The sequence below is a fragment of the Paucilactobacillus salsurae genome (assembly GCF_054784995.1).
Map to the genome: position 1 here is coordinate 1 of NZ_BAAHWX010000011.1, position 16,463 is coordinate 16,463.

Consider the following 16,463-nt stretch of genomic DNA (forward strand, 5'->3'; position numbering starts at 1 on the left):
TCTTGACAATGTATAAACATTCGGATATACTTTGTCTTGTAAGTGAAGGAGGTACTATTATGTTGAAGGAAAAGAAAAATACGAATCCCCAGACAGCCAAATTATCTAAATGGGGCAATTCGCAAGCCGTTAGAATTCCAAAAGATATCTTAAGACAGCTTGGTATTGATGAAAATGGAACTGTAAGTATGGTAATTGATGATGATAAGTTAATAATTCAGAAACAAAAAAAAGAATCCAAATTAATGAATAGATTTCAAAACTACGATTATGTAAAATACTTAGATAGTGAAGATAGAGTATTTGAAAAGGGAAAAGCAACAGGAAGAGAAATTTGGTAAAAAAATTCATGCCATGAATGTAGATTCGTTAGTTGAATCATTCAATGGCATTGTGCAAGAGCTTAATGATAATCATGTGTTATTTAAAGTTGGAGAAGAAACCAGAGAATTATATCCTGAAGAAATTAGAAATGTGAAGTGGGTAGGCAACACAAATTATGAACATGAATCAATGTCGCAAAAAGCAAATGTTGAATTTGAAAAAGTCAAAAAATATCTGCATTAAAAACGCCCTGTGGACGTGTAACCAATAAATTAAAACTAATATTATGTATAACAAACTCCTGCCAAAAACGTGCTCCAAATCCGCACACTTTCGTTTTTTGTGTTCTATGAATGCTTTGATATCAGTGCATTTCGGCTACGGTTACACGTCGGGTAGGTTCATAGATATCAGAGTGCGGAGAAAGCCGTTTAACTTCTGAGGATTAACGTAAATAAAAGCGCGGTCACAGGGTTTGTGACCGCGCTTTTATTTGGGTTAACCGGAAGAAGTTGGCTTTCGGAGCACGTTTCAGTCGAAAAGAGAAAAGAAGAAGTTTAGCGTTAAAGAATTGGTATACTTATCGGTAAACAATTAGTTTCATAATAAGATCAAAATTGGTATACCTCATAAAATCCTAAATAAATTAACGCTAAAATTAATCACAATCTATTACAAAAAACGCAAAAATTTAGCAGCAAAAAATATACCAATTATAGTAACAAACACTGATACCAACGATAAAAGCAATAAAAATACCTATACCAAATTATTAAGAAATTCTAAAGAAAGCGTTTCCAACTTGCGCAATTTTTCTGAACTGGTTATGATGTATTCATAAACAACAAGGAGGAATCTCAAAATGGAATACGGAATTAATGTTTATCACAGAGACGAAATGGATGTATGTTACGTGGATTGGAATACACAAGAATGGTTTGGTTCAGAAGTAGAACGTGACGCACGTTTATCAGAACTTCAAGCTACTGTTGCTGAAGATCAAGCAAAGCACAGATTACATCTTGATGTAAAGACATTCTCAAAGATCGAAAAGAAGATTGCTTAATAGATCTTAATTGATTTAGCACAACCAAAAAAGACAGCCATGAGCTGTCTTTTTTAGTTTGTAATGTAACTCGTCTGAATTCGCTTTGCCAAATCATTGGTTATGCCTTGTTCATGATCATTGCCATAAAATTGGGTAATTAATTGATTGAGCATAAATTTTTTGTGTGGGGCAAACATTGAATTAGGTTGCATCACAACCTGATTACCATGAGTAACAAGATCACAGTTGGGTTAGCACCACCCAAAATTTTTAAAGTGCGTTCATTCGTTTGATCATTCATGCGGCATCGAAGCTGTTGATTTTTATCAGCTTTGAGACCGGCTGCTTGAGCAACGATTGCTGAAATTTGTTCATCAGTTAAATCATGATACGAGATTTGTTTTGGTTTTAAATTGGGGGTCTTTATCGAGGAACGATAGAGATTATCTTTAGATGTGGTATCCGTAGCTTCCGGCTGGCGATTGCTACATGCACCTAACATGATTGCTAGGACTGGCACCACTATTAAACTGCGCACCGGCATGAAAAATCCCCCCCAATTGATTTTGAATTATTATAACATGATAAGTGATAGACATGATGATTAATCGTATACGACATGTATCTATTAATCGGGTTCATTAATAATAGCATGTTACTAATGGGTCTTTAATTTATGTCAAAAATTTTTTTGTATTTCGGAGCGGAAAAACGCATTTAAAAAAATAGGGAACTAGTCGTGTGACTTTTTCCCTGTTTTGCTTTCGTTAAATAAATAAACTTGTATTACGTTGACGTGCATCACCAAGATAAGCGGCGACACCACCAAATTCAACACCATCAATTAATTCTTCTTTTTGCACACCCATTAAGTCCATACTCATTGTGCAGGCAACCATTTTTACACCAGCGTCTTGGGCTTTAGCTAGCATAGTATCCAGTTGATCAACGTTGTTTTTATGCATTAAGTTTTTGATCATTCCCCGACCAGCACCCAGCATGTTCATTTTTGATAATGGTAGTTGACTAGCACTGTGTGGGAGTGCCATATCAAACATTTTAGCGAGGCCTTTTTTGCTGACTTTCACGCCAGGCTTTTTAATAACATTTAAGCCCCAGAAGGTGAAGAACATTGTGACAGGTTGTCCCATAGCGGCTGCTCCTTGCGCAATAATTAGACTAGCAATGGCCTTATCAAAGTCCCCGTCAAAGACCACAATTGTGGTGCCTTCTTGAGTGGTATTTTGTGCCGGAGCGGCGTTACTGGTTGGCACAGCACTACTATTAGTCGCATCTGAAAGCCCCTTTTGCACAGTAGCAATTACTTTATCGCCTTCAATTTTGTTACTAATAATTGTGTTATTGGTAGCCTTGGCCCACGCATCAATATCTTTGTGGAAACCAAAATCTGAAGCAGTTACCTGAACCTGTTGACCTGCTGGTAAATCATCCATAGTCTTGCGAACTTTTAGAATGGGGCCGGGACATTGCAGGCCACATGCATCTAATTCAATGATCTTAGTACTCGGTTGGGTAGATTGAACAGAGTCAGAGGCAGAAGATAGGCTTCCAGTGGAACTAGTCGATTGCGTTTTTGGCTGTTCTAGTTCGTATTTTGCCACTTTATAGGTCTTCAAACCACCATCTAAGTTATAAGCGTCAAATCCTTTTTGAGTTAACAACCGGACAACATTATAACCACGTAATCCAGCAGCACAATAAACATAGATGGGCTGATCAGTAGGTAGTTCGTTTAAATGATTACGTAATTCGCTACGCGGAACAACGTGGGCATTTTTAATCTTAGGTTCTGCCAAAAGTTCATCAGGATTACGAACATCTAAGAAATAGGCACCTTTCTCGACGAGTTGATCCACGTCTGACCACTGAATTCGTTTAACCAAACCATCTTCAACGTCAGCAGCGATAAAACCAGCAAAGTTCACAGGATCTTTAGCTGAAGCATATGGGGGTGCATAGGCAACTTCAATGTCAGCTAATTGCGAAACTTTAGCTTTAAAATGGATAGCTGTGGAAATAATGTCAATTCGCTTAGCGACACCTTTAGTTCCGACTGCTTGGGCACCCAGAATGTCTCCATTTGAACTAAATAGAACTTTCAATTCAATTGGTGCAGCACCAGGATAATAACCGGCACTTGAATTTGGATGTAAGTGGATCGCATCGTAATCAATGTTGGCAGCTTGTAGTTGGCGTTCGTTGGCACCAGTTGCAGCTGCTGTTAAAGCAAATACTTTGGCAACTGAAGTGCTGATAACTGCTGGATTAGTCCGTTTAAGTCCCATCAAATAGTCGGCTAAGTAACGTCCTTGGCGGTTAGCGGGGCCAGCCAATGGAATTGAGGCAGACTGATTGGTGATACCGTTAGTAACAGTAGTGACGTCACCGATTGCGTAAATATGTGGTAAATTGGTTTCGAAATGACTATTAGTTGTTATAAAGCCTCTCTCATTAGTGGCAACGCCAGCGTCACTGGCTAATTGAGAGTTAGGCTTAACACCAATTGCTAGAATAACAAGATCTGTGTGAATTGATTGGCCACCATCTAAATCAAGTATTCGACCGTTATCAGAAAATCCTGCCAATTTAGTGTTCAAATGAACATCCACATCGTTTAAATTTAAATGTTCATGCAAGTACTGCGCCATTTCAAAGTCTAAATTAGGCATGACTTGTGGTGAGGCTTCTACTAAGGAAACATTTAGTCCGCGATCACGTAGATTTTCGACCATTTCTAATCCGATAAAACCACCACCAATCACAGTTACATGAGTTGGATGGTTGGTTTCAATGAAGCTCGTAATTTGATCTACATCAGGTACAGTACGGACGGTAAAAACATTGTCAGCATCCGTTAGGCCAGGGAAATTAGGAACAATCGGTGTGGCACCAGTTGACAGAATTAAGTTATCATAATTTTCAGTAATAATACCGTCTGGGGTATCTATTGTAATCGCTTTCAAATCTGAATCGATTTTAGTAACGGTACTATTCAACCGAACATCGATAGCAAAGTCAGTTTGCATATCTTCTGGACTCGAAACAAACAAGCTGTCGCGTTCCTTAATCGTTTGACCAACGTAGTAAGGCAAACCGCAATTAGCAAATGAAATATATGGTCCTGCTTCAATCATCACAATCTGGGCATCTTCATTTAAACGACGCAGACGAGTGGCAACAGAAGCACCTCCAGCAACACCACCAACAATAATAAACTTTTCAGACATGGTTTTTCCTCCTGTTTGTGAAAAATATCATTTGATGAAGTTATTGTATACACTATGGGGTATTGTGTCAATATATTGAATTTATACCTACTGTATAGGAATAATCCAATTCTTTGACATGTATACCCATACCCGGTATACTTAAATTACAAAATTAAAGTAGGTGTTAGATATGAGTGTAAAAACAATTAATGATGCAACATTTAATCAAGAAACAGAAAAAGGCTTAGTGGTCGTGGACTTCAATGCTATCTGGTGTCCACCATGTAAGATGATGAACCCAATTCTTGAAAAAATGTCAGATGAATTGGCTGGACAAGTTGATTTTAAAGCTATTGACGTTGACGAAAACCAACAAGTGGCTTCACAAATGCAAGTTCAAGGAATTCCAACTTTTGTTGTTAAAAAAGATGGTCAAGTGGTTGACCGCATTGTAGGGTACACGCCCGAACCTGTTTTTAAGGCCCGAATTGCACAACATATGAACTAACATTCGTGGTATATTAAGATAAATTAGATTGTAAGGGGGCCTCACTGATGGCTTGTGATCCTAAAATGATTAATCGATTAAAGCGTGCTGAAGGCCAGCTTCGTGGTATCCAAGCCATGATGGAAGATGGCCGCGACTGTGCTGAGGTAGTCAACCAACTTAGTGCTGTAGAAGCGAGCGTGAAACGAGTAATGGGCATGATTATTGCTGAAAACATTACTCAAAAGCTAGCAGATGAACCTGATGAAAACGTGAAGTCTTCATTAGAGTTGATTCAAAAGCTCTAAAATTATTTAAATCCTAAAGCCACCATTTTCAACATGAGAAAATGGTGGCTTTTTATGATTAGGTTTGTTGAGCAAAATATGATAAAATTTTTTTCAATGATTAATTAAAAGTGAGGAGACAAAGATGCCATTATTAGCACTAATTATTGATGCCATGGCGTTTGGTATTTATTATTTACAGGCCCAAACACCAACGACAGGTATGTTTATGATAGGATTGATCGCCCAGATTGTCCTTGCCATTATTTCTTTAGTCATTATGGTAAGCTACCAAGGCCGACGAAAGCAAAAACATGATTACACCTTAAAGGGCTACCGTTATTTAACAATTCGTTTTGCCATCATTTTATTTTCATTCATCATTAACGCGCTTATGGTCTTTTTGTACGTGCTAAATTTAATGGGCAATCACGTTGTCTTTCCGGCACTTGGTTAATAAACTGGAGGAGTTTTCATGAAAAACAAAATTATTAATGCATTATCCTATTTATCGATTACCTTTGCCCCATTGTTATTCCCACTAATCGTATGGATCTTCGCAGGTGACGAAGATTTAACCCATCATGCTAAACGGGCATTTGGACTTCATTTGCTACCGGTAGTGTTAACCGTGATCGCGCTAATCGTCATTGGCGCCACTGGCTTAACAACCAATGACATTTTCAGCACGGGGGCCGTGAGTGCGCTGTTATTCTCAGTAGTCGGCCTTATCGACTTAATTTGTTATATTTACAATTTAGTTTATGGGATCAAAATATTAGTGAGTTAGAAAAAGCGGTGGGTGACCACCGCTTTTTTGTATTCTTTTGCTTTCATTAGGACTCGACTGTTGGCCCTATCGTTACAATTAAAAGTGTAGTAAACTTAATATATTAGAAAGGAGTGCACAAGCATGCCACACAAAATCATGACCATCTTTGGGACTCGTCCCGGTGCAATTAAAATGGCACCAATCATTAAGGCCATGCGTAAACAACCTGACCAATTTGAACCAACCGTAGTTGTGACGGCACAGCATCGTAAACTCCTAGATCAAGTTTTAAATTATTTCAAAATCGATCCTGATTTTGATCTGAATATCATGCAACCACATCAAAGTTTGACTGATCGCATGAGTCAGTTGCTACATCACTTGGATAACGTGGTCAATGCAGCTCAGCCTGAAATGATTTTGGTCATTGGGGATGCAGCGACGACTTTAGCAGCCAGTCTGACAGCCTATTACCATAAAATTCCAATTGGCCACGTTGAAGCGGGTTTGCGTACCTATGACAAGTACGCACCGTTTCCTGAAGAAGGGACGCGGCAAATGACTGATGTGCTGAGTGACTTGTACTTTGCGCCAACACGGCTGAGCAAGAACAATTTGCTAGCTGAAAATCGACCAGAAAGTCGCATTTTTGTGACAGGGAATACGTCTGTGGATGCATTGCAAGATACTGTGCAACGCGATTATCATCATCCAGTGTTAGATGAGATTGATCCATACCACAAGATCATTTTACTCACGATGCAACGACGTGAGAATTTGGGAAAACCCTTAGAACGCGTTTTTCATGCCGTTCGTGACATTGTGGAAACTAATCCGAATGTTGAGTTGATTTATCCCGTCCATCCAAATCCGGATATTGAGCAGTTAGCACATGATTTACTCGATAATCGTGAGCGGATCCATCTGGTTGAACCGTTAGATGTACTTGATTTTCATAATTTTGCTGCGCGTAGCTACTTTATTATGACGGATTCTGGCGGGGTACAGGAAGAAGCGCCTTCGTTGAATAAACCTGTACTAGTTTTGCGTAATGAAACGGAACGGCCTGAAGGATTAAGTGCTGGCACCATTAAGTTGGTGGGAACCTACCCTGAAAAGATTCAACAAGCCGCGTTTGAATTGTTGAATGAGCCTCGCGAATATAAAAAAATGGCGCATGCAGATAATCCTTTTGGGGATGGGCATGCGGCTGAGCGAATTTTGGAGATTGTATTAGAATATTTGGAAAAATAAAAAAGTCAAAGCTTAAATGCTTTGGCTTTATTTGTTAACGGTTTTAAAAATGTACCATTTAGAAAAGACGTAATTCACAATAATTACCAGAATATTATCAATTAGCTTTACTAACATCTCGTTTTGATGCATCAACGTAATTCCGACGTAGAGAATGATAATGTCTAGCACCAACGTTAAAGCTCTAAAGAAGTAAAATTCAACAAATTCAATCAAGAAAGCTTTGACGGTTGTATAGTGGGAGGCAAATACCCACACTTTATTGGTTAAATATGCGACCAATACGGACAAAAACCAGGCAATTACGTTAGCCAGTTGATAATTCCAATGCAAGTGCGTTAACAACCAGAAAACACCTAAGTTCACTAGGGTCGTGACACCACCAAAAAAGGCATAGGCGATTAATGACTGATATTTCTTAAATAATTTAATCATCGAAACCCTCTCTTAAGCTTGTGCTTTATCAACTAATTGCTTAGTAAATGTTTCTAGTGTTTTAATGTCGTCATTATCAGGTTCTAAGTCAATTTTTACGGGTGCAGCACCAGCAGTGGCATGTGACTTATCGAATGCTTCTGCGAATTTATCTACAGCGATGCAATAATCATCAAGGTAGAAAGTATCACCTGAACCAGCGACACCGTAAATTTTGCCATTGAGGTCGGCTTCTTGTAAATCATCATAGAAGTCGAGGCCTTCTTCAGGCAGTGCGCCTTCATCATAGGTGTAGGGACAAACCACACAAATATCAACGTCATTAAAGTCACTGACATCAGCTTGGGTAATTTCAACTTTTTCGACATCGACATCTAAATCTTCGAACGCTTCAGTGATAATATCAGCGACGTCTTCATTATTACCAGTAATGGTAGCAAAGACAACTAATGCACTTGCCATAATTGGTTCCTTCTTCCTTGTAAATTCAACATATGTCAGTATAGCAGATAACCGTGACGTAAAAAAGAAAATGAGCAACTAAATTCAGTTGCTCAAAGTTATGCGCTTAATTACCGGCATTTGGATCATTGTTAACTTTATTATTGTTGCTATCATTGGGGTCATTTTGCATCATGTTTTGTGTACTGCTACTAGAACTAGAATCACTACCAGCATTAGGATCATTATTGACTTTATTGTTATCACTATCTTTAGGATCATTTTGCATCATATTTTTATTTGACGAACTTGTTTTTGAAGATTGCGAACTTTTAACACTACTTGATGAACTGTCTTTGTTGGAAGAATCGCTGGAAGCACAGCCGGCTAATGTGACGATTGCAACCAATAAGCTGAATACCCCAAGAGTTTTTTTCATACCCAATCACCTCATAATTTGATTAACTAATGGTAGTATAGCAGATAAAAAAATTGTAAAAAAGAAGAGCCTCATTACGAGGCTCTTTCATGCTATTAATTCAAATTATTACCAGCATTTGGATCATTATTTACTTTTTCGTTGTAGCTGTCACTGGGATCATTTTGCATCATGTTTTGATATTGGCGTTTAACAGAAGAACTTGAACTGGTTGTTGTCTTTTGTTCAATGTGAGAGGCCGCATTAGGGTCATTGTTAACCTTGTTGTTCACACTGTCAGTAGGATCATTTTGCATCATATTTTGTGATTCTGTGTAGGTTGGTTCAGTTGCGACACGATTACTTGATTGACTTGTGGTACTTGAACTGGAGACAGTTGTCTGTGAATTAGTTTTGTGAGATGGTGTCGTAAGAGAACTGCTGGTAGAGGACGTATGATTTGTAGCAACACCATGTGAGGTATTGCCAGATACGCAACCCGCGAGTGTTAAAGTTGAAGCTACCGTAATTAGAATTTGAATGAATTTTTTCATAATCATAACCCCATTTCCAGAAATGAAATGTTTTTGTAACATTTCTTCAACTCTTATTATAGCCCATTAATAAGAGCGTGAGCCAATAAATCGCATTCTTAATAATCATTTAAATTACATAAATGTTACAAAATGAACGAGAAGTTATTCCTGAAATTAAAGAGTATAATATGACTTGATTAAGTCAAGGTTAAAAGAAAGGGACAGATATGATTAGTTTAAAATCGCCTCGTGAAATTGAAGAAATGAAAAAATCCGGTGCCATTTTAGCTGGCATGCACATTGGATTACGTGATCTGATTAAGCCAGGTATCTCAAGCTGGGAAATTGAAGGATTTGGCCGACACTATATTGAAAGTCATGGTGCTATCGCTGAACAAATTGGATTTGAAGGATACAAATATGCCACCTGTGTCAGTATTAATGATGAAATTTGTCATGGCTTTCCACGCAAAAAATTAATGTTAAAAAACGGTGATCTGGTTAAAGTGGATACTGTTGTTAATTTGGATGGCGCTATGAGTGATTCTTGCTGGAGTTATGTAGTTGGTGAAGCAACGCCGGAAGTGACCAAATTGATGGACGTTACGAAAAAGGCACTGTATTTGGGAATTGATCAAGCGGTGATTGGCAACCGAATTGGTGATATTGGTGCCGCTATTCAAGACTATGTGGAAGTCAAAAATGGCTACGGAGATGTTCGTGAATTTATTGGCCATGGTATCGGACCCACAATGCATGAAGATCCAGCCGTGCCACATTATGGTGAGGCCGGTCATGGTATTCGGCTGCGAGAGGGTATGACGATAACGATTGAGCCAATGGTTAATATTGGCACCTGGAAAGCAGATACCAGCGATCCAAGTGGCTGGCTTGCTAAAACCGCGGATGGTAGTTTGAGTTGCCAGTATGAACACACGATTGCGATTACCAAAAATGGACCACAAATTTTAACGTCTCAAGATCCAGAATTTGATCAGAAATATTTATTTTAAAAAGAAACGGCCTTTGTGAAAAGACCGTTTTTATGCTGTTTCAAGAATAATTTGTTCTCAAATTCAACTATCGTGTATAATTACTGTTATTAAAAATCAATGGAGAAAGGCGAAATGATGATGCGGTCCGTATTTAATAAAGTGATGACGTTCTTTAAAGTCTTCTTTAAGCACTACGGAATGGCGCAGGTTTCTACCTCGGCCATTGTTTTAGCGTACTATTCATTATTGTCGATTTTCCCGGCTGTCATCGTAATTGGAAACTTGTTACCACTTGTTGGTTTAAGTGCGAAAACGGTTCTAAATTATTTGGAAACAGCGTTTCCTGAGTCAGTGTATAATTTTATTCAACCATTAATTTATGATTTTTTAAAAAATGGAAATGGTGGTTTGTTGTCTATTGGTGCCTTGGTGACATTGTGGTCAACTAGTCAGGCCGTCGCAGCTTTTCAACGAAGTGTAAACCATGCCTACGGGGTGGCTGAAAATCAAAATCCGATTGTTAACCGAGTGGTTTCTTTTTTGTGGATGGTCGTAGTGATTGCAATTATGGCCGTCATTATCATTTTCTTTAGTGTTGGACAGCTGTTACTAGTGCAATTGCGCAAATATATTAATATTGATATGAGTCTGATCCATTTAGTTGAATCGATTAAATGGCCAGTCACGTTTTTCGGACTATTTATTTTGTTGAGTCTGTTGTATTATTTTGTGCCTAATGCACGTGTTAAGTGGCGCTATGTAGTGTTGGGTTCATTATTGTCGACGTTATTATGGATGTTATTGTCATCAGTATTTTCGATTTATACGCATTTATTTGCCAGAACAGTGAATTCGTATAAGACGATTGGAATTTTTATTGTGCTGATGATCTGGCTTGATTTGTCGGGGATGATTGTCATGATTGGAGCCACATTAAATGCAACTGTTCAATATTTGATGGAGGGTAAGATTGATGAGAAACCTCGTCCACTTGAACACGTGATTCGTCGCATGCGGAGACGAAATAAAAACACCCCACAACAGTGAGGTGTTCCATCATTAGGCTGTAGGCTTTTCAGTAGTTGTGAAAACAGGTGTTACAGTTGTTTCAACGTATTTAGCTGAAACAGGTTGTTCATAGATCTTTTCATCATTTGCAACAAACAAGTCTAAATCAGATAGTTGTTGCATTGCCTTTTTGATGGTAGAAGGATCCAAGTTGTCGTTAGCATAGGCTAATTTCAATGTGTGGCTTTTACCAAGTGAACCTTTGAATGTTAAATTAAGTGACTTCATTAAAACGATTTCCTTTCTGTATTGAAAATTACTTAGGGTCAAGTTGATGTGAAACGCTCACTACGGCATTATCGAAGTGATCGCCTGAGATGGTTTCTAAAAAGTTACCTAAACCTGCGATTTGTTCATCACTCGCATTTTCAATTGCGTGGCTGAATGTGCGAATAACACCTTTTTCATGTCCTTCACCAATCATCATCAATTGTACTTTGGCATTCGTAAATGTTTTAATCATCGTTACAGCTCCCTTATTTGTTATTGGTAAGTGCGGCCGCCTTACATGAATAGAAACGAAATAGGGATTGAAAAGTAAACTACAAAGTTTGAATTATTTAAGGAGTCATTAATGGCAGGAAAAATCACTAAAATTGAAACCCAGAAGCGTGCAGGACGTTACAATGTTTATTTAAATGATAAATATGCTTTTGCTGTCAGTGAAGAAGTACTGATTCGTTATCGTTTGGCAAAGGGGTTAGAAATTGATGCTGACCTCGAAAAAGAAATAGTTGCTAGCGATGATGTATCAAAACTATATTCACGTTCACTGGACTACTTATCTCATCAACTTAGAGCAGAAAGTGAAGTTCGTGAGAAATTAAGTGGGATTAGTGAAAGTCAAAATGCCATTGATGAGGTTATTCAACGGTTGATTGATGAAAAACTGATTGATGATCAGAATTATGCAGACAGTTATGTACGTACGATGATGTTGACTTCTGATAAGGGGCCTGGTGTGATTAGAAGAAATTTGAAGGGTAAAAAAATTTCTGATCAGATTATTGAAGATTCACTTGTGCAGTTTACGGATGATCAATTGAAAGAAAATGCTAGTAAGTTGGCTGAGAAACAATTTAAGCACTATCATAATCAACCTTTTAAGATGCGCATTCAAAAAGTTCGACAATCTTTGATGGTTAAGGGATTTAGTACTGATTTAATTAATAGTGTTTTTGATGATCTAGATTTTGATGAGAATCAGGACGATGAACAGCAAAATTTGGAGAATACTGCCCGAAAGATCTGGCAAAAAAATCGTAAGTATGACCAAAAAGAGCGAATTTTTAGGACAAAAAAATCACTCTTTCAAAAAGGCTTTGATAGTAGTGATGTTAATAATTGGATTGAAAATGTTCCGAAGTAAAGATAATGATGAAAAAATTATCTTTTTAAATTGTAGGTTTGCTGATATGATATAGGTCGAAGTCTTTTTACTCAATGAAGGAAAAACGGAATGAAAAAATTATCAATAATTGTACCTTGTTACAATGAACAGGAAACCGTTCCTATTTTTTTTAGAACGGTACAAGATATAATTTCAAAAACAAATTTTGCGGAACCTGAATACCTGTTTATCGATGATGGATCCAGCGATGATACTTTGGCAGAGCTTAGAGAGTTGAATAAACAGCATGAATGTGCGCATTTCTTATCGTTTTCAAGAAACTTCGGAAAAGAAGCGGCTCTTTTTGCTGGTCTAGAAGCTGCAACAGGAGATTTTGTGGTTGTGATGGATGTAGATCTGCAAGATCCCCCGGATCTGTTACCGGAGATGTACGAAATTCTCAATGATACGGATTATGATTGTGTTGGCACGAGAAGAGTTAATAGGAATGGTGAGCCACCAATTAGATCTTTTTTTGCCAATGCATTTTATAAAATCATCAATCGAATTTCCAGTACTAATATTGTAAATGGTGCTAGAGATTATCGGATGATGACCAGACAAATGACAGACGCAATTTTGAAAATGCGAGAGTACAATCGTTTCTCTAAAGGTATTTTCAGTTGGGTTGGATTTAAAACAAAGTACATTGAGTTTAAAAATGTGGAAAGAGTTGCAGGAACTACCAGTTGGTCTTTTTGGCAATTATTTAAATATTCAATTGATGGAATTACTGATTTTTCAGAATTCCCATTATCATTAGCGTCTTGGACAGGCGTAGCGTCATGTTTAATTGCTTTTTTTGGAGTTATTTTTATCATTTTAAGGGTTATACTGATTCCTGCTAGCAGTGTATCTGGGTGGGCATCATTGGTATGTGTCTTGCTTTTCTTTGGGGGATTACAATTACTTTGCTTGGGGATAATCGGCAAATATGTTGGTAAAATTTATCTACAGAGCAAAGATAGACCCATTTATTTGGTTAAAGAAAAAAAATAAAATTTAGAGGAAGCTAAATTGGGAAAAACAAATTCATTCATTCGTTTCTCGTTGTGGATATTGCTAATTACATTAGTAGTTATTTCTCCGCAATTATATAATCACTCACTCATACTAGGCGGTGATTCACTATTCCACATGAATAGATTTTATGATACTGCAATGCAAATCAAAACGGGAAACTTTAATTATTTTCAATCAAATTATGGATTTAATCAGTCAGGACGTATAATAAATGCCTTATATGGTCCCGTAGTGGCTTACTTAAATGGGGGGTTACTGTGGATACTGAGAAGTTGGTTCAAATTTCAAATTATTTCAAGTATATTAGTCTACTATATTGCTGGAATTTCGATGTACTCACTTTTGAAAAGTGCTAAGTTGCCTGAATGGGAGTCAAGGATAGGATCTATTTTATATTTACTAACGCCGATAATTACTTCATGGGGAACAAATCAAAATTTTAATGCATTCGGAGCGGCACTTATGCCGCTAATATTCATACCAGCATTTCGTATGCTTTCAGACAATTCACAATTGATACCTTCGTATATATTTGCAGCTTTTGTATCACTATTAATTCAGACACATATTTTGAGTGCAATCATTGGCATTTCAGCATTAGTGCCATTTGTCATTGCTGGATTGTATTTCAGAAAGAACAAACTTTCGTTTTTTTTATATTTGCTTAAGGCCGTTTTGCTTACTTGCCTATTAACATTAAATATTACTATTGTAATGCTAAATTTAATGAAAAAGAACAACTTGATGATTACATTTCCTAATAAAGTTATGGATGTAACGGCTATGAAGTTTTCCATGGGTTTAAGTGGATTTTCTGATTTTGGTTTTTGGTTTAGCTTATTATTTATAATTATAATTGTCTTGGTATTTATTTTATGGAAGCAATTAACTTTTGAACTGAAATTAGTTTTTACAGTTGGATTTTTCTATCTGTGGATCTCGAGTACTCTTTTCCCATGGCGAATAGTTGAAAATAGAATTCAGAGTTTACAATCTTATTTACAATACCCACAAAGATTTGCTGTGATTTCATACGTATTAATTATTTTTGGATTGTTTTATTTAATATCAGAAAATGAAAAACTTAAAAAAGAAAATCATTTTTTTGAAAAAATTGCTGTTATAATACTCAGTTGTTTTACAGTGGGAGCTATTTTTTCTGAAAATGAAAATTATAGAGTTGAATCAAGTTACTGGATGAGTAAACGTGTGGTCACTAAAAATGCAGGCAATGCTGTTCAAATCAACTCTAACAATCCAAATAAAATAAGAACAGCTTTTTTTAGTCCTCAATTAAATAAAGGACTTAAATTTTTGGAAAAGCCGACACCAGACTACTTACCAACTAATAAAAAGGTAACAATAGCGACCTATGATAAATTTAATCCTTATGGCAAATATTCAAAGCAAATATTAAATAATAAGGCAAAATTTAGAAAGACAGTTTTAAAAAACGCTATTGAAATATCTTGGACGGGAACATCAAAACAAACAGTGCCCGTAATTATTTACCATAATACTAATGTAAAATTAAATGGCAAAAATGTTAAAAACAGCCAATTGCATTTAACAAGCATTGGATCACCCCAAATTTCTGGAGATAAAAATAAAAATATGATTGTTTTGAAATTTAGGACTCCTCAAGTCATAAAGTATGCAATCATCGTTTCTTTTCTTTCGTGGTTCTTTATAGTTATACTAATTTTTATCTATTTAGTTAAATTGATGTCAATCCATAAAAAAGCTATTTTAAGAAATTATTGATTTCAAAATACAACTAAATATCAATTAAAACATATTATTAATTAAAGGTTATGAAATGGTCATAAAAATGTATCATTAGATTTGAATTATTTGTAAACTTGTAGTTGCTTGAAAAAGAGTAAGACATTAATATTAAATTTGAGTTAAAACGTGAAAAAAAAAAAAAGATTAAAACAAGAAAGTGTATACTTTTTTGTTGAAAGTGCAAAAACGTTGGTTTATTTAAATCTGATTAATGAAAATAACTTTTTTATGAGATATATTTTTGATAATATGAATTAAGAAAAAATAGTTGAAGTATTGTTGCGTTAACTAATTCGAAAATTTCATTAACATTTAATACGTAATTAAGAAATGAGAAAAAATGAAGAAAAAAACATATCTAATTTTTAAAAGGATCATTGATATTTTTGTATCTGTAATTGCCTTAGTTGTATTGAGTCCAGTGTTTCTAGTTATTTGGATTCTTGATCAATTCGGTTCAAATAAGGGCCCTTTAATTTTTAAGCAGTTAAGAATTGGAAAAAAAGGTCAAAAGTTTCATATTTATAAATTTAGATCTATGGTAGTGGATGCAGATATTGTTCTAAAGAATGATAAAGTTCTGTATCAAAAATATGTTAAAAATAATTATAAATTAGAACCACATGAAGATCCGCGAATTACAAAGCTTGGTTTTTGGTTACGAAAAACTTCAGTCGATGAAATACCACAATTTGTAAATATATTAGTTGGCGAAATGGCTTTGGTTGGGCCTCGACCAGTTGTTGAAGAAGAGCTGAAGGAATATGGCGACAAAGTAGATAAATTGTTGTCGGTTAAGCCAGGTGCTATGGGATATTGGCAAGCAAGTGGAAGAAGTAATATTGGTTACCCAGAAAGATGCGATATTGAGTTGTTTTATGTTGAACATGCGTCTTTTCTTTTTGATTGTAAAATAGTTTTTAAAAATCTAGTTAGTATTGTAAAATCCGAAGGAGCGTACTAAGGC

22 protein-coding genes are annotated in these 16,463 nt (G+C 36.3%); 14 read left to right on the forward strand and 8 right to left on the reverse strand.

The features are described 5' to 3' along the window. Positions 1–59 precede the first annotated feature (59 nt). The 3 genes from ACYVQZ_RS08185 to ACYVQZ_RS08195 all read left to right on the forward strand — a co-directional run bounded on the left by ACYVQZ_RS08185 (position 60) and on the right by ACYVQZ_RS08195 (position 1,390). Positions 60–341 (forward strand): AbrB/MazE/SpoVT family DNA-binding domain-containing protein, encoded by a 282-nt coding sequence (locus tag ACYVQZ_RS08185; protein ID WP_461240921.1) that lies wholly within the window; start codon positions 60–62, stop codon positions 339–341. After that, positions 304–567, forward strand: a complete 264-nt coding sequence (locus ACYVQZ_RS08190; RefSeq protein WP_461240922.1) for a hypothetical protein — start codon at positions 304–306, stop codon at positions 565–567. Before ACYVQZ_RS08185 ends, ACYVQZ_RS08190 begins: the two co-directional genes overlap by 38 nt. Positions 568–1,186: 619 nt before the next feature. Next, positions 1,187–1,390 carry a hypothetical protein gene (locus ACYVQZ_RS08195; protein WP_461240923.1) on the forward strand — a complete coding sequence of 68 codons (204 nt, stop codon included), beginning with the start codon at positions 1,187–1,189 and terminating at the stop codon, positions 1,388–1,390. Between the two features lie 193 nt (positions 1,391–1,583). Here the strand turns inward: ACYVQZ_RS08195 and ACYVQZ_RS08200 are convergent, their stop codons facing one another. Then, entirely contained in the window at positions 1,584–1,916 is a 333-nt protein-coding gene (locus ACYVQZ_RS08200) for a hypothetical protein (protein ID WP_461240924.1), read from the reverse strand. Positions 1,917–2,139: 223 nt separating this feature from the next. Continuing rightward, positions 2,140–4,620: an FAD-dependent oxidoreductase gene (locus ACYVQZ_RS08205; RefSeq protein ID WP_461240925.1), complete on the reverse strand. Its 2,481-nt coding sequence runs from the start codon at positions 4,618–4,620 to the stop codon at positions 2,140–2,142. Positions 4,621–4,792: 172 nt separating this feature from the next. Here ACYVQZ_RS08205 and trxA point away from each other — a divergent pair, with 172 nt between their 5' ends. From trxA to wecB, 5 genes are all read left to right on the forward strand, one after another. Beyond that, positions 4,793–5,110 (forward strand): thioredoxin, encoded by a 318-nt coding sequence (gene trxA / locus ACYVQZ_RS08210; RefSeq protein ID WP_461240926.1) that lies wholly within the window; start codon positions 4,793–4,795, stop codon positions 5,108–5,110. A 47-nt stretch (positions 5,111–5,157) separates the two neighbouring features. Continuing rightward, positions 5,158–5,397 (forward strand): metal-sensing transcriptional repressor, encoded by a 240-nt coding sequence (locus ACYVQZ_RS08215; RefSeq protein WP_461240927.1) that lies wholly within the window; start codon positions 5,158–5,160, stop codon positions 5,395–5,397. A gap of 124 nt (positions 5,398–5,521) precedes the next feature. Further along, positions 5,522–5,833, forward strand: a complete 312-nt coding sequence (locus tag ACYVQZ_RS08220) for a hypothetical protein (protein ID WP_461240928.1) — start codon at positions 5,522–5,524, stop codon at positions 5,831–5,833. An 18-nt stretch (positions 5,834–5,851) separates the two neighbouring features. Continuing rightward, positions 5,852–6,166: a magnetosome magnetite crystal formation protein family gene (locus ACYVQZ_RS08225; protein WP_461240929.1), complete on the forward strand. Its 315-nt coding sequence runs from the start codon at positions 5,852–5,854 to the stop codon at positions 6,164–6,166. Positions 6,167–6,289: 123 nt separating this feature from the next. Beyond that, entirely contained in the window at positions 6,290–7,402 is a 1,113-nt protein-coding gene (wecB, locus tag ACYVQZ_RS08230) for a non-hydrolyzing UDP-N-acetylglucosamine 2-epimerase (RefSeq protein ID WP_461240930.1), read from the forward strand. 27 nt (positions 7,403–7,429) lie between these two features. On the opposite strand, the gene ACYVQZ_RS08235 is transcribed toward wecB, so the two are convergent. The 4 genes from ACYVQZ_RS08235 to ACYVQZ_RS08250 form a co-directional block, all read right to left on the reverse strand. Continuing rightward, complete coding sequence (locus tag ACYVQZ_RS08235; RefSeq protein ID WP_461240931.1) at positions 7,430–7,837, reverse strand: GtrA family protein; 408 nt, start codon at positions 7,835–7,837, stop codon at positions 7,430–7,432. A gap of 12 nt (positions 7,838–7,849) precedes the next feature. Beyond that, positions 7,850–8,299: a flavodoxin gene (locus tag ACYVQZ_RS08240; protein ID WP_461240932.1), complete on the reverse strand. Its 450-nt coding sequence runs from the start codon at positions 8,297–8,299 to the stop codon at positions 7,850–7,852. Between the two features lie 106 nt (positions 8,300–8,405). Next, positions 8,406–8,717 carry a hypothetical protein gene (locus tag ACYVQZ_RS08245; RefSeq protein WP_461240933.1) on the reverse strand — a complete coding sequence of 104 codons (312 nt, stop codon included), beginning with the start codon at positions 8,715–8,717 and terminating at the stop codon, positions 8,406–8,408. 95 nt (positions 8,718–8,812) lie between these two features. After that, positions 8,813–9,292, reverse strand: coding sequence for a hypothetical protein (locus ACYVQZ_RS08250; protein ID WP_461240934.1), 480 nt, complete (start codon positions 9,290–9,292; stop codon positions 8,813–8,815). A gap of 167 nt (positions 9,293–9,459) precedes the next feature. Here ACYVQZ_RS08250 and map point away from each other — a divergent pair, with 167 nt between their 5' ends. Then, positions 9,460–10,245 carry a type I methionyl aminopeptidase gene (gene map / locus ACYVQZ_RS08255; protein ID WP_461240935.1) on the forward strand — a complete coding sequence of 262 codons (786 nt, stop codon included), beginning with the start codon at positions 9,460–9,462 and terminating at the stop codon, positions 10,243–10,245. Between the two features lie 117 nt (positions 10,246–10,362). Further along, positions 10,363–11,274 carry a YihY/virulence factor BrkB family protein gene (locus ACYVQZ_RS08260; protein ID WP_461240968.1) on the forward strand — a complete coding sequence of 304 codons (912 nt, stop codon included), beginning with the start codon at positions 10,363–10,365 and terminating at the stop codon, positions 11,272–11,274. A gap of 12 nt (positions 11,275–11,286) precedes the next feature. Here the strand turns inward: ACYVQZ_RS08260 and ACYVQZ_RS08265 are convergent, their stop codons facing one another. Next, positions 11,287–11,523 (reverse strand): DUF2922 domain-containing protein, encoded by a 237-nt coding sequence (locus ACYVQZ_RS08265; RefSeq protein WP_461240936.1) that lies wholly within the window; start codon positions 11,521–11,523, stop codon positions 11,287–11,289. A 28-nt stretch (positions 11,524–11,551) separates the two neighbouring features. Beyond that, entirely contained in the window at positions 11,552–11,758 is a 207-nt protein-coding gene (locus ACYVQZ_RS08270; protein WP_461240937.1) for a DUF1659 domain-containing protein, read from the reverse strand. A 111-nt stretch (positions 11,759–11,869) separates the two neighbouring features. Here ACYVQZ_RS08270 and recX point away from each other — a divergent pair, with 111 nt between their 5' ends. The 4 genes from recX (at position 11,870) to ACYVQZ_RS08290 (ending at position 16,460) form a co-directional block, all read left to right on the forward strand. Continuing rightward, the gene (recX, locus tag ACYVQZ_RS08275; protein WP_461240938.1) at positions 11,870–12,664 is read left to right on the forward strand and encodes a recombination regulator RecX; all 795 of its coding nucleotides are present in this window, start codon (positions 11,870–11,872) and stop codon (positions 12,662–12,664) included. 90 nt (positions 12,665–12,754) lie between these two features. Further along, complete coding sequence (locus ACYVQZ_RS08280; RefSeq protein WP_461240939.1) at positions 12,755–13,684, forward strand: glycosyltransferase family 2 protein; 930 nt, start codon at positions 12,755–12,757, stop codon at positions 13,682–13,684. Positions 13,685–13,702: 18 nt separating this feature from the next. Further along, positions 13,703–15,472: a hypothetical protein gene (locus ACYVQZ_RS08285; RefSeq protein WP_461240940.1), complete on the forward strand. Its 1,770-nt coding sequence runs from the start codon at positions 13,703–13,705 to the stop codon at positions 15,470–15,472. A gap of 364 nt (positions 15,473–15,836) precedes the next feature. Further along, complete coding sequence (locus ACYVQZ_RS08290) at positions 15,837–16,460, forward strand: sugar transferase (RefSeq protein WP_461240941.1); 624 nt, start codon at positions 15,837–15,839, stop codon at positions 16,458–16,460. The last annotated feature ends 3 nt before the right edge of the window (positions 16,461–16,463 follow it).

Excerpts from the sequence above, each read along its gene's own strand:
- ACYVQZ_RS08195 (WP_461240923.1), top strand. The coding sequence starts at position 1,187 with ATGGAATACGGAATTAATGTTTATCACAGAGACGAAATGGATGTATGT.
- ACYVQZ_RS08215 (WP_461240927.1), top strand. The coding sequence starts at position 5,158 with ATGGCTTGTGATCCTAAAATGATTAATCGATTAAAGCGTGCTGAAGGC.
- ACYVQZ_RS08205 (WP_461240925.1), bottom strand. The coding sequence starts at position 4,620 with ATGTCTGAAAAGTTTATTATTGTTGGTGGTGTTGCTGGAGGTGCTTCT.
- ACYVQZ_RS08220 (WP_461240928.1), top strand. The coding sequence starts at position 5,522 with ATGCCATTATTAGCACTAATTATTGATGCCATGGCGTTTGGTATTTAT.
- ACYVQZ_RS08185 (WP_461240921.1), top strand. The coding sequence starts at position 60 with ATGTTGAAGGAAAAGAAAAATACGAATCCCCAGACAGCCAAATTATCT.
- ACYVQZ_RS08240 (WP_461240932.1), bottom strand. The coding sequence starts at position 8,299 with ATGGCAAGTGCATTAGTTGTCTTTGCTACCATTACTGGTAATAATGAA.
- recX (WP_461240938.1), top strand. The coding sequence starts at position 11,870 with ATGGCAGGAAAAATCACTAAAATTGAAACCCAGAAGCGTGCAGGACGT.
- trxA (WP_461240926.1), top strand. The coding sequence starts at position 4,793 with ATGAGTGTAAAAACAATTAATGATGCAACATTTAATCAAGAAACAGAA.
- ACYVQZ_RS08270 (WP_461240937.1), bottom strand. The coding sequence starts at position 11,758 with ATGATTAAAACATTTACGAATGCCAAAGTACAATTGATGATGATTGGT.
- map (WP_461240935.1), top strand. The coding sequence starts at position 9,460 with ATGATTAGTTTAAAATCGCCTCGTGAAATTGAAGAAATGAAAAAATCC.
- ACYVQZ_RS08235 (WP_461240931.1), bottom strand. The coding sequence starts at position 7,837 with ATGATTAAATTATTTAAGAAATATCAGTCATTAATCGCCTATGCCTTT.
- ACYVQZ_RS08290 (WP_461240941.1), top strand. The coding sequence starts at position 15,837 with ATGAAGAAAAAAACATATCTAATTTTTAAAAGGATCATTGATATTTTT.
- ACYVQZ_RS08280 (WP_461240939.1), top strand. The coding sequence starts at position 12,755 with ATGAAAAAATTATCAATAATTGTACCTTGTTACAATGAACAGGAAACC.
- ACYVQZ_RS08265 (WP_461240936.1), bottom strand. The coding sequence starts at position 11,523 with ATGAAGTCACTTAATTTAACATTCAAAGGTTCACTTGGTAAAAGCCAC.
- ACYVQZ_RS08200 (WP_461240924.1), bottom strand. The coding sequence starts at position 1,916 with ATGCCGGTGCGCAGTTTAATAGTGGTGCCAGTCCTAGCAATCATGTTA.
- ACYVQZ_RS08245 (WP_461240933.1), bottom strand. The coding sequence starts at position 8,717 with ATGAAAAAAACTCTTGGGGTATTCAGCTTATTGGTTGCAATCGTCACA.
- ACYVQZ_RS08225 (WP_461240929.1), top strand. The coding sequence starts at position 5,852 with ATGAAAAACAAAATTATTAATGCATTATCCTATTTATCGATTACCTTT.
- wecB (WP_461240930.1), top strand. The coding sequence starts at position 6,290 with ATGCCACACAAAATCATGACCATCTTTGGGACTCGTCCCGGTGCAATT.
- ACYVQZ_RS08260 (WP_461240968.1), top strand. The coding sequence starts at position 10,363 with ATGATGCGGTCCGTATTTAATAAAGTGATGACGTTCTTTAAAGTCTTC.
- ACYVQZ_RS08250 (WP_461240934.1), bottom strand. The coding sequence starts at position 9,292 with ATGTTACAAAAACATTTCATTTCTGGAAATGGGGTTATGATTATGAAA.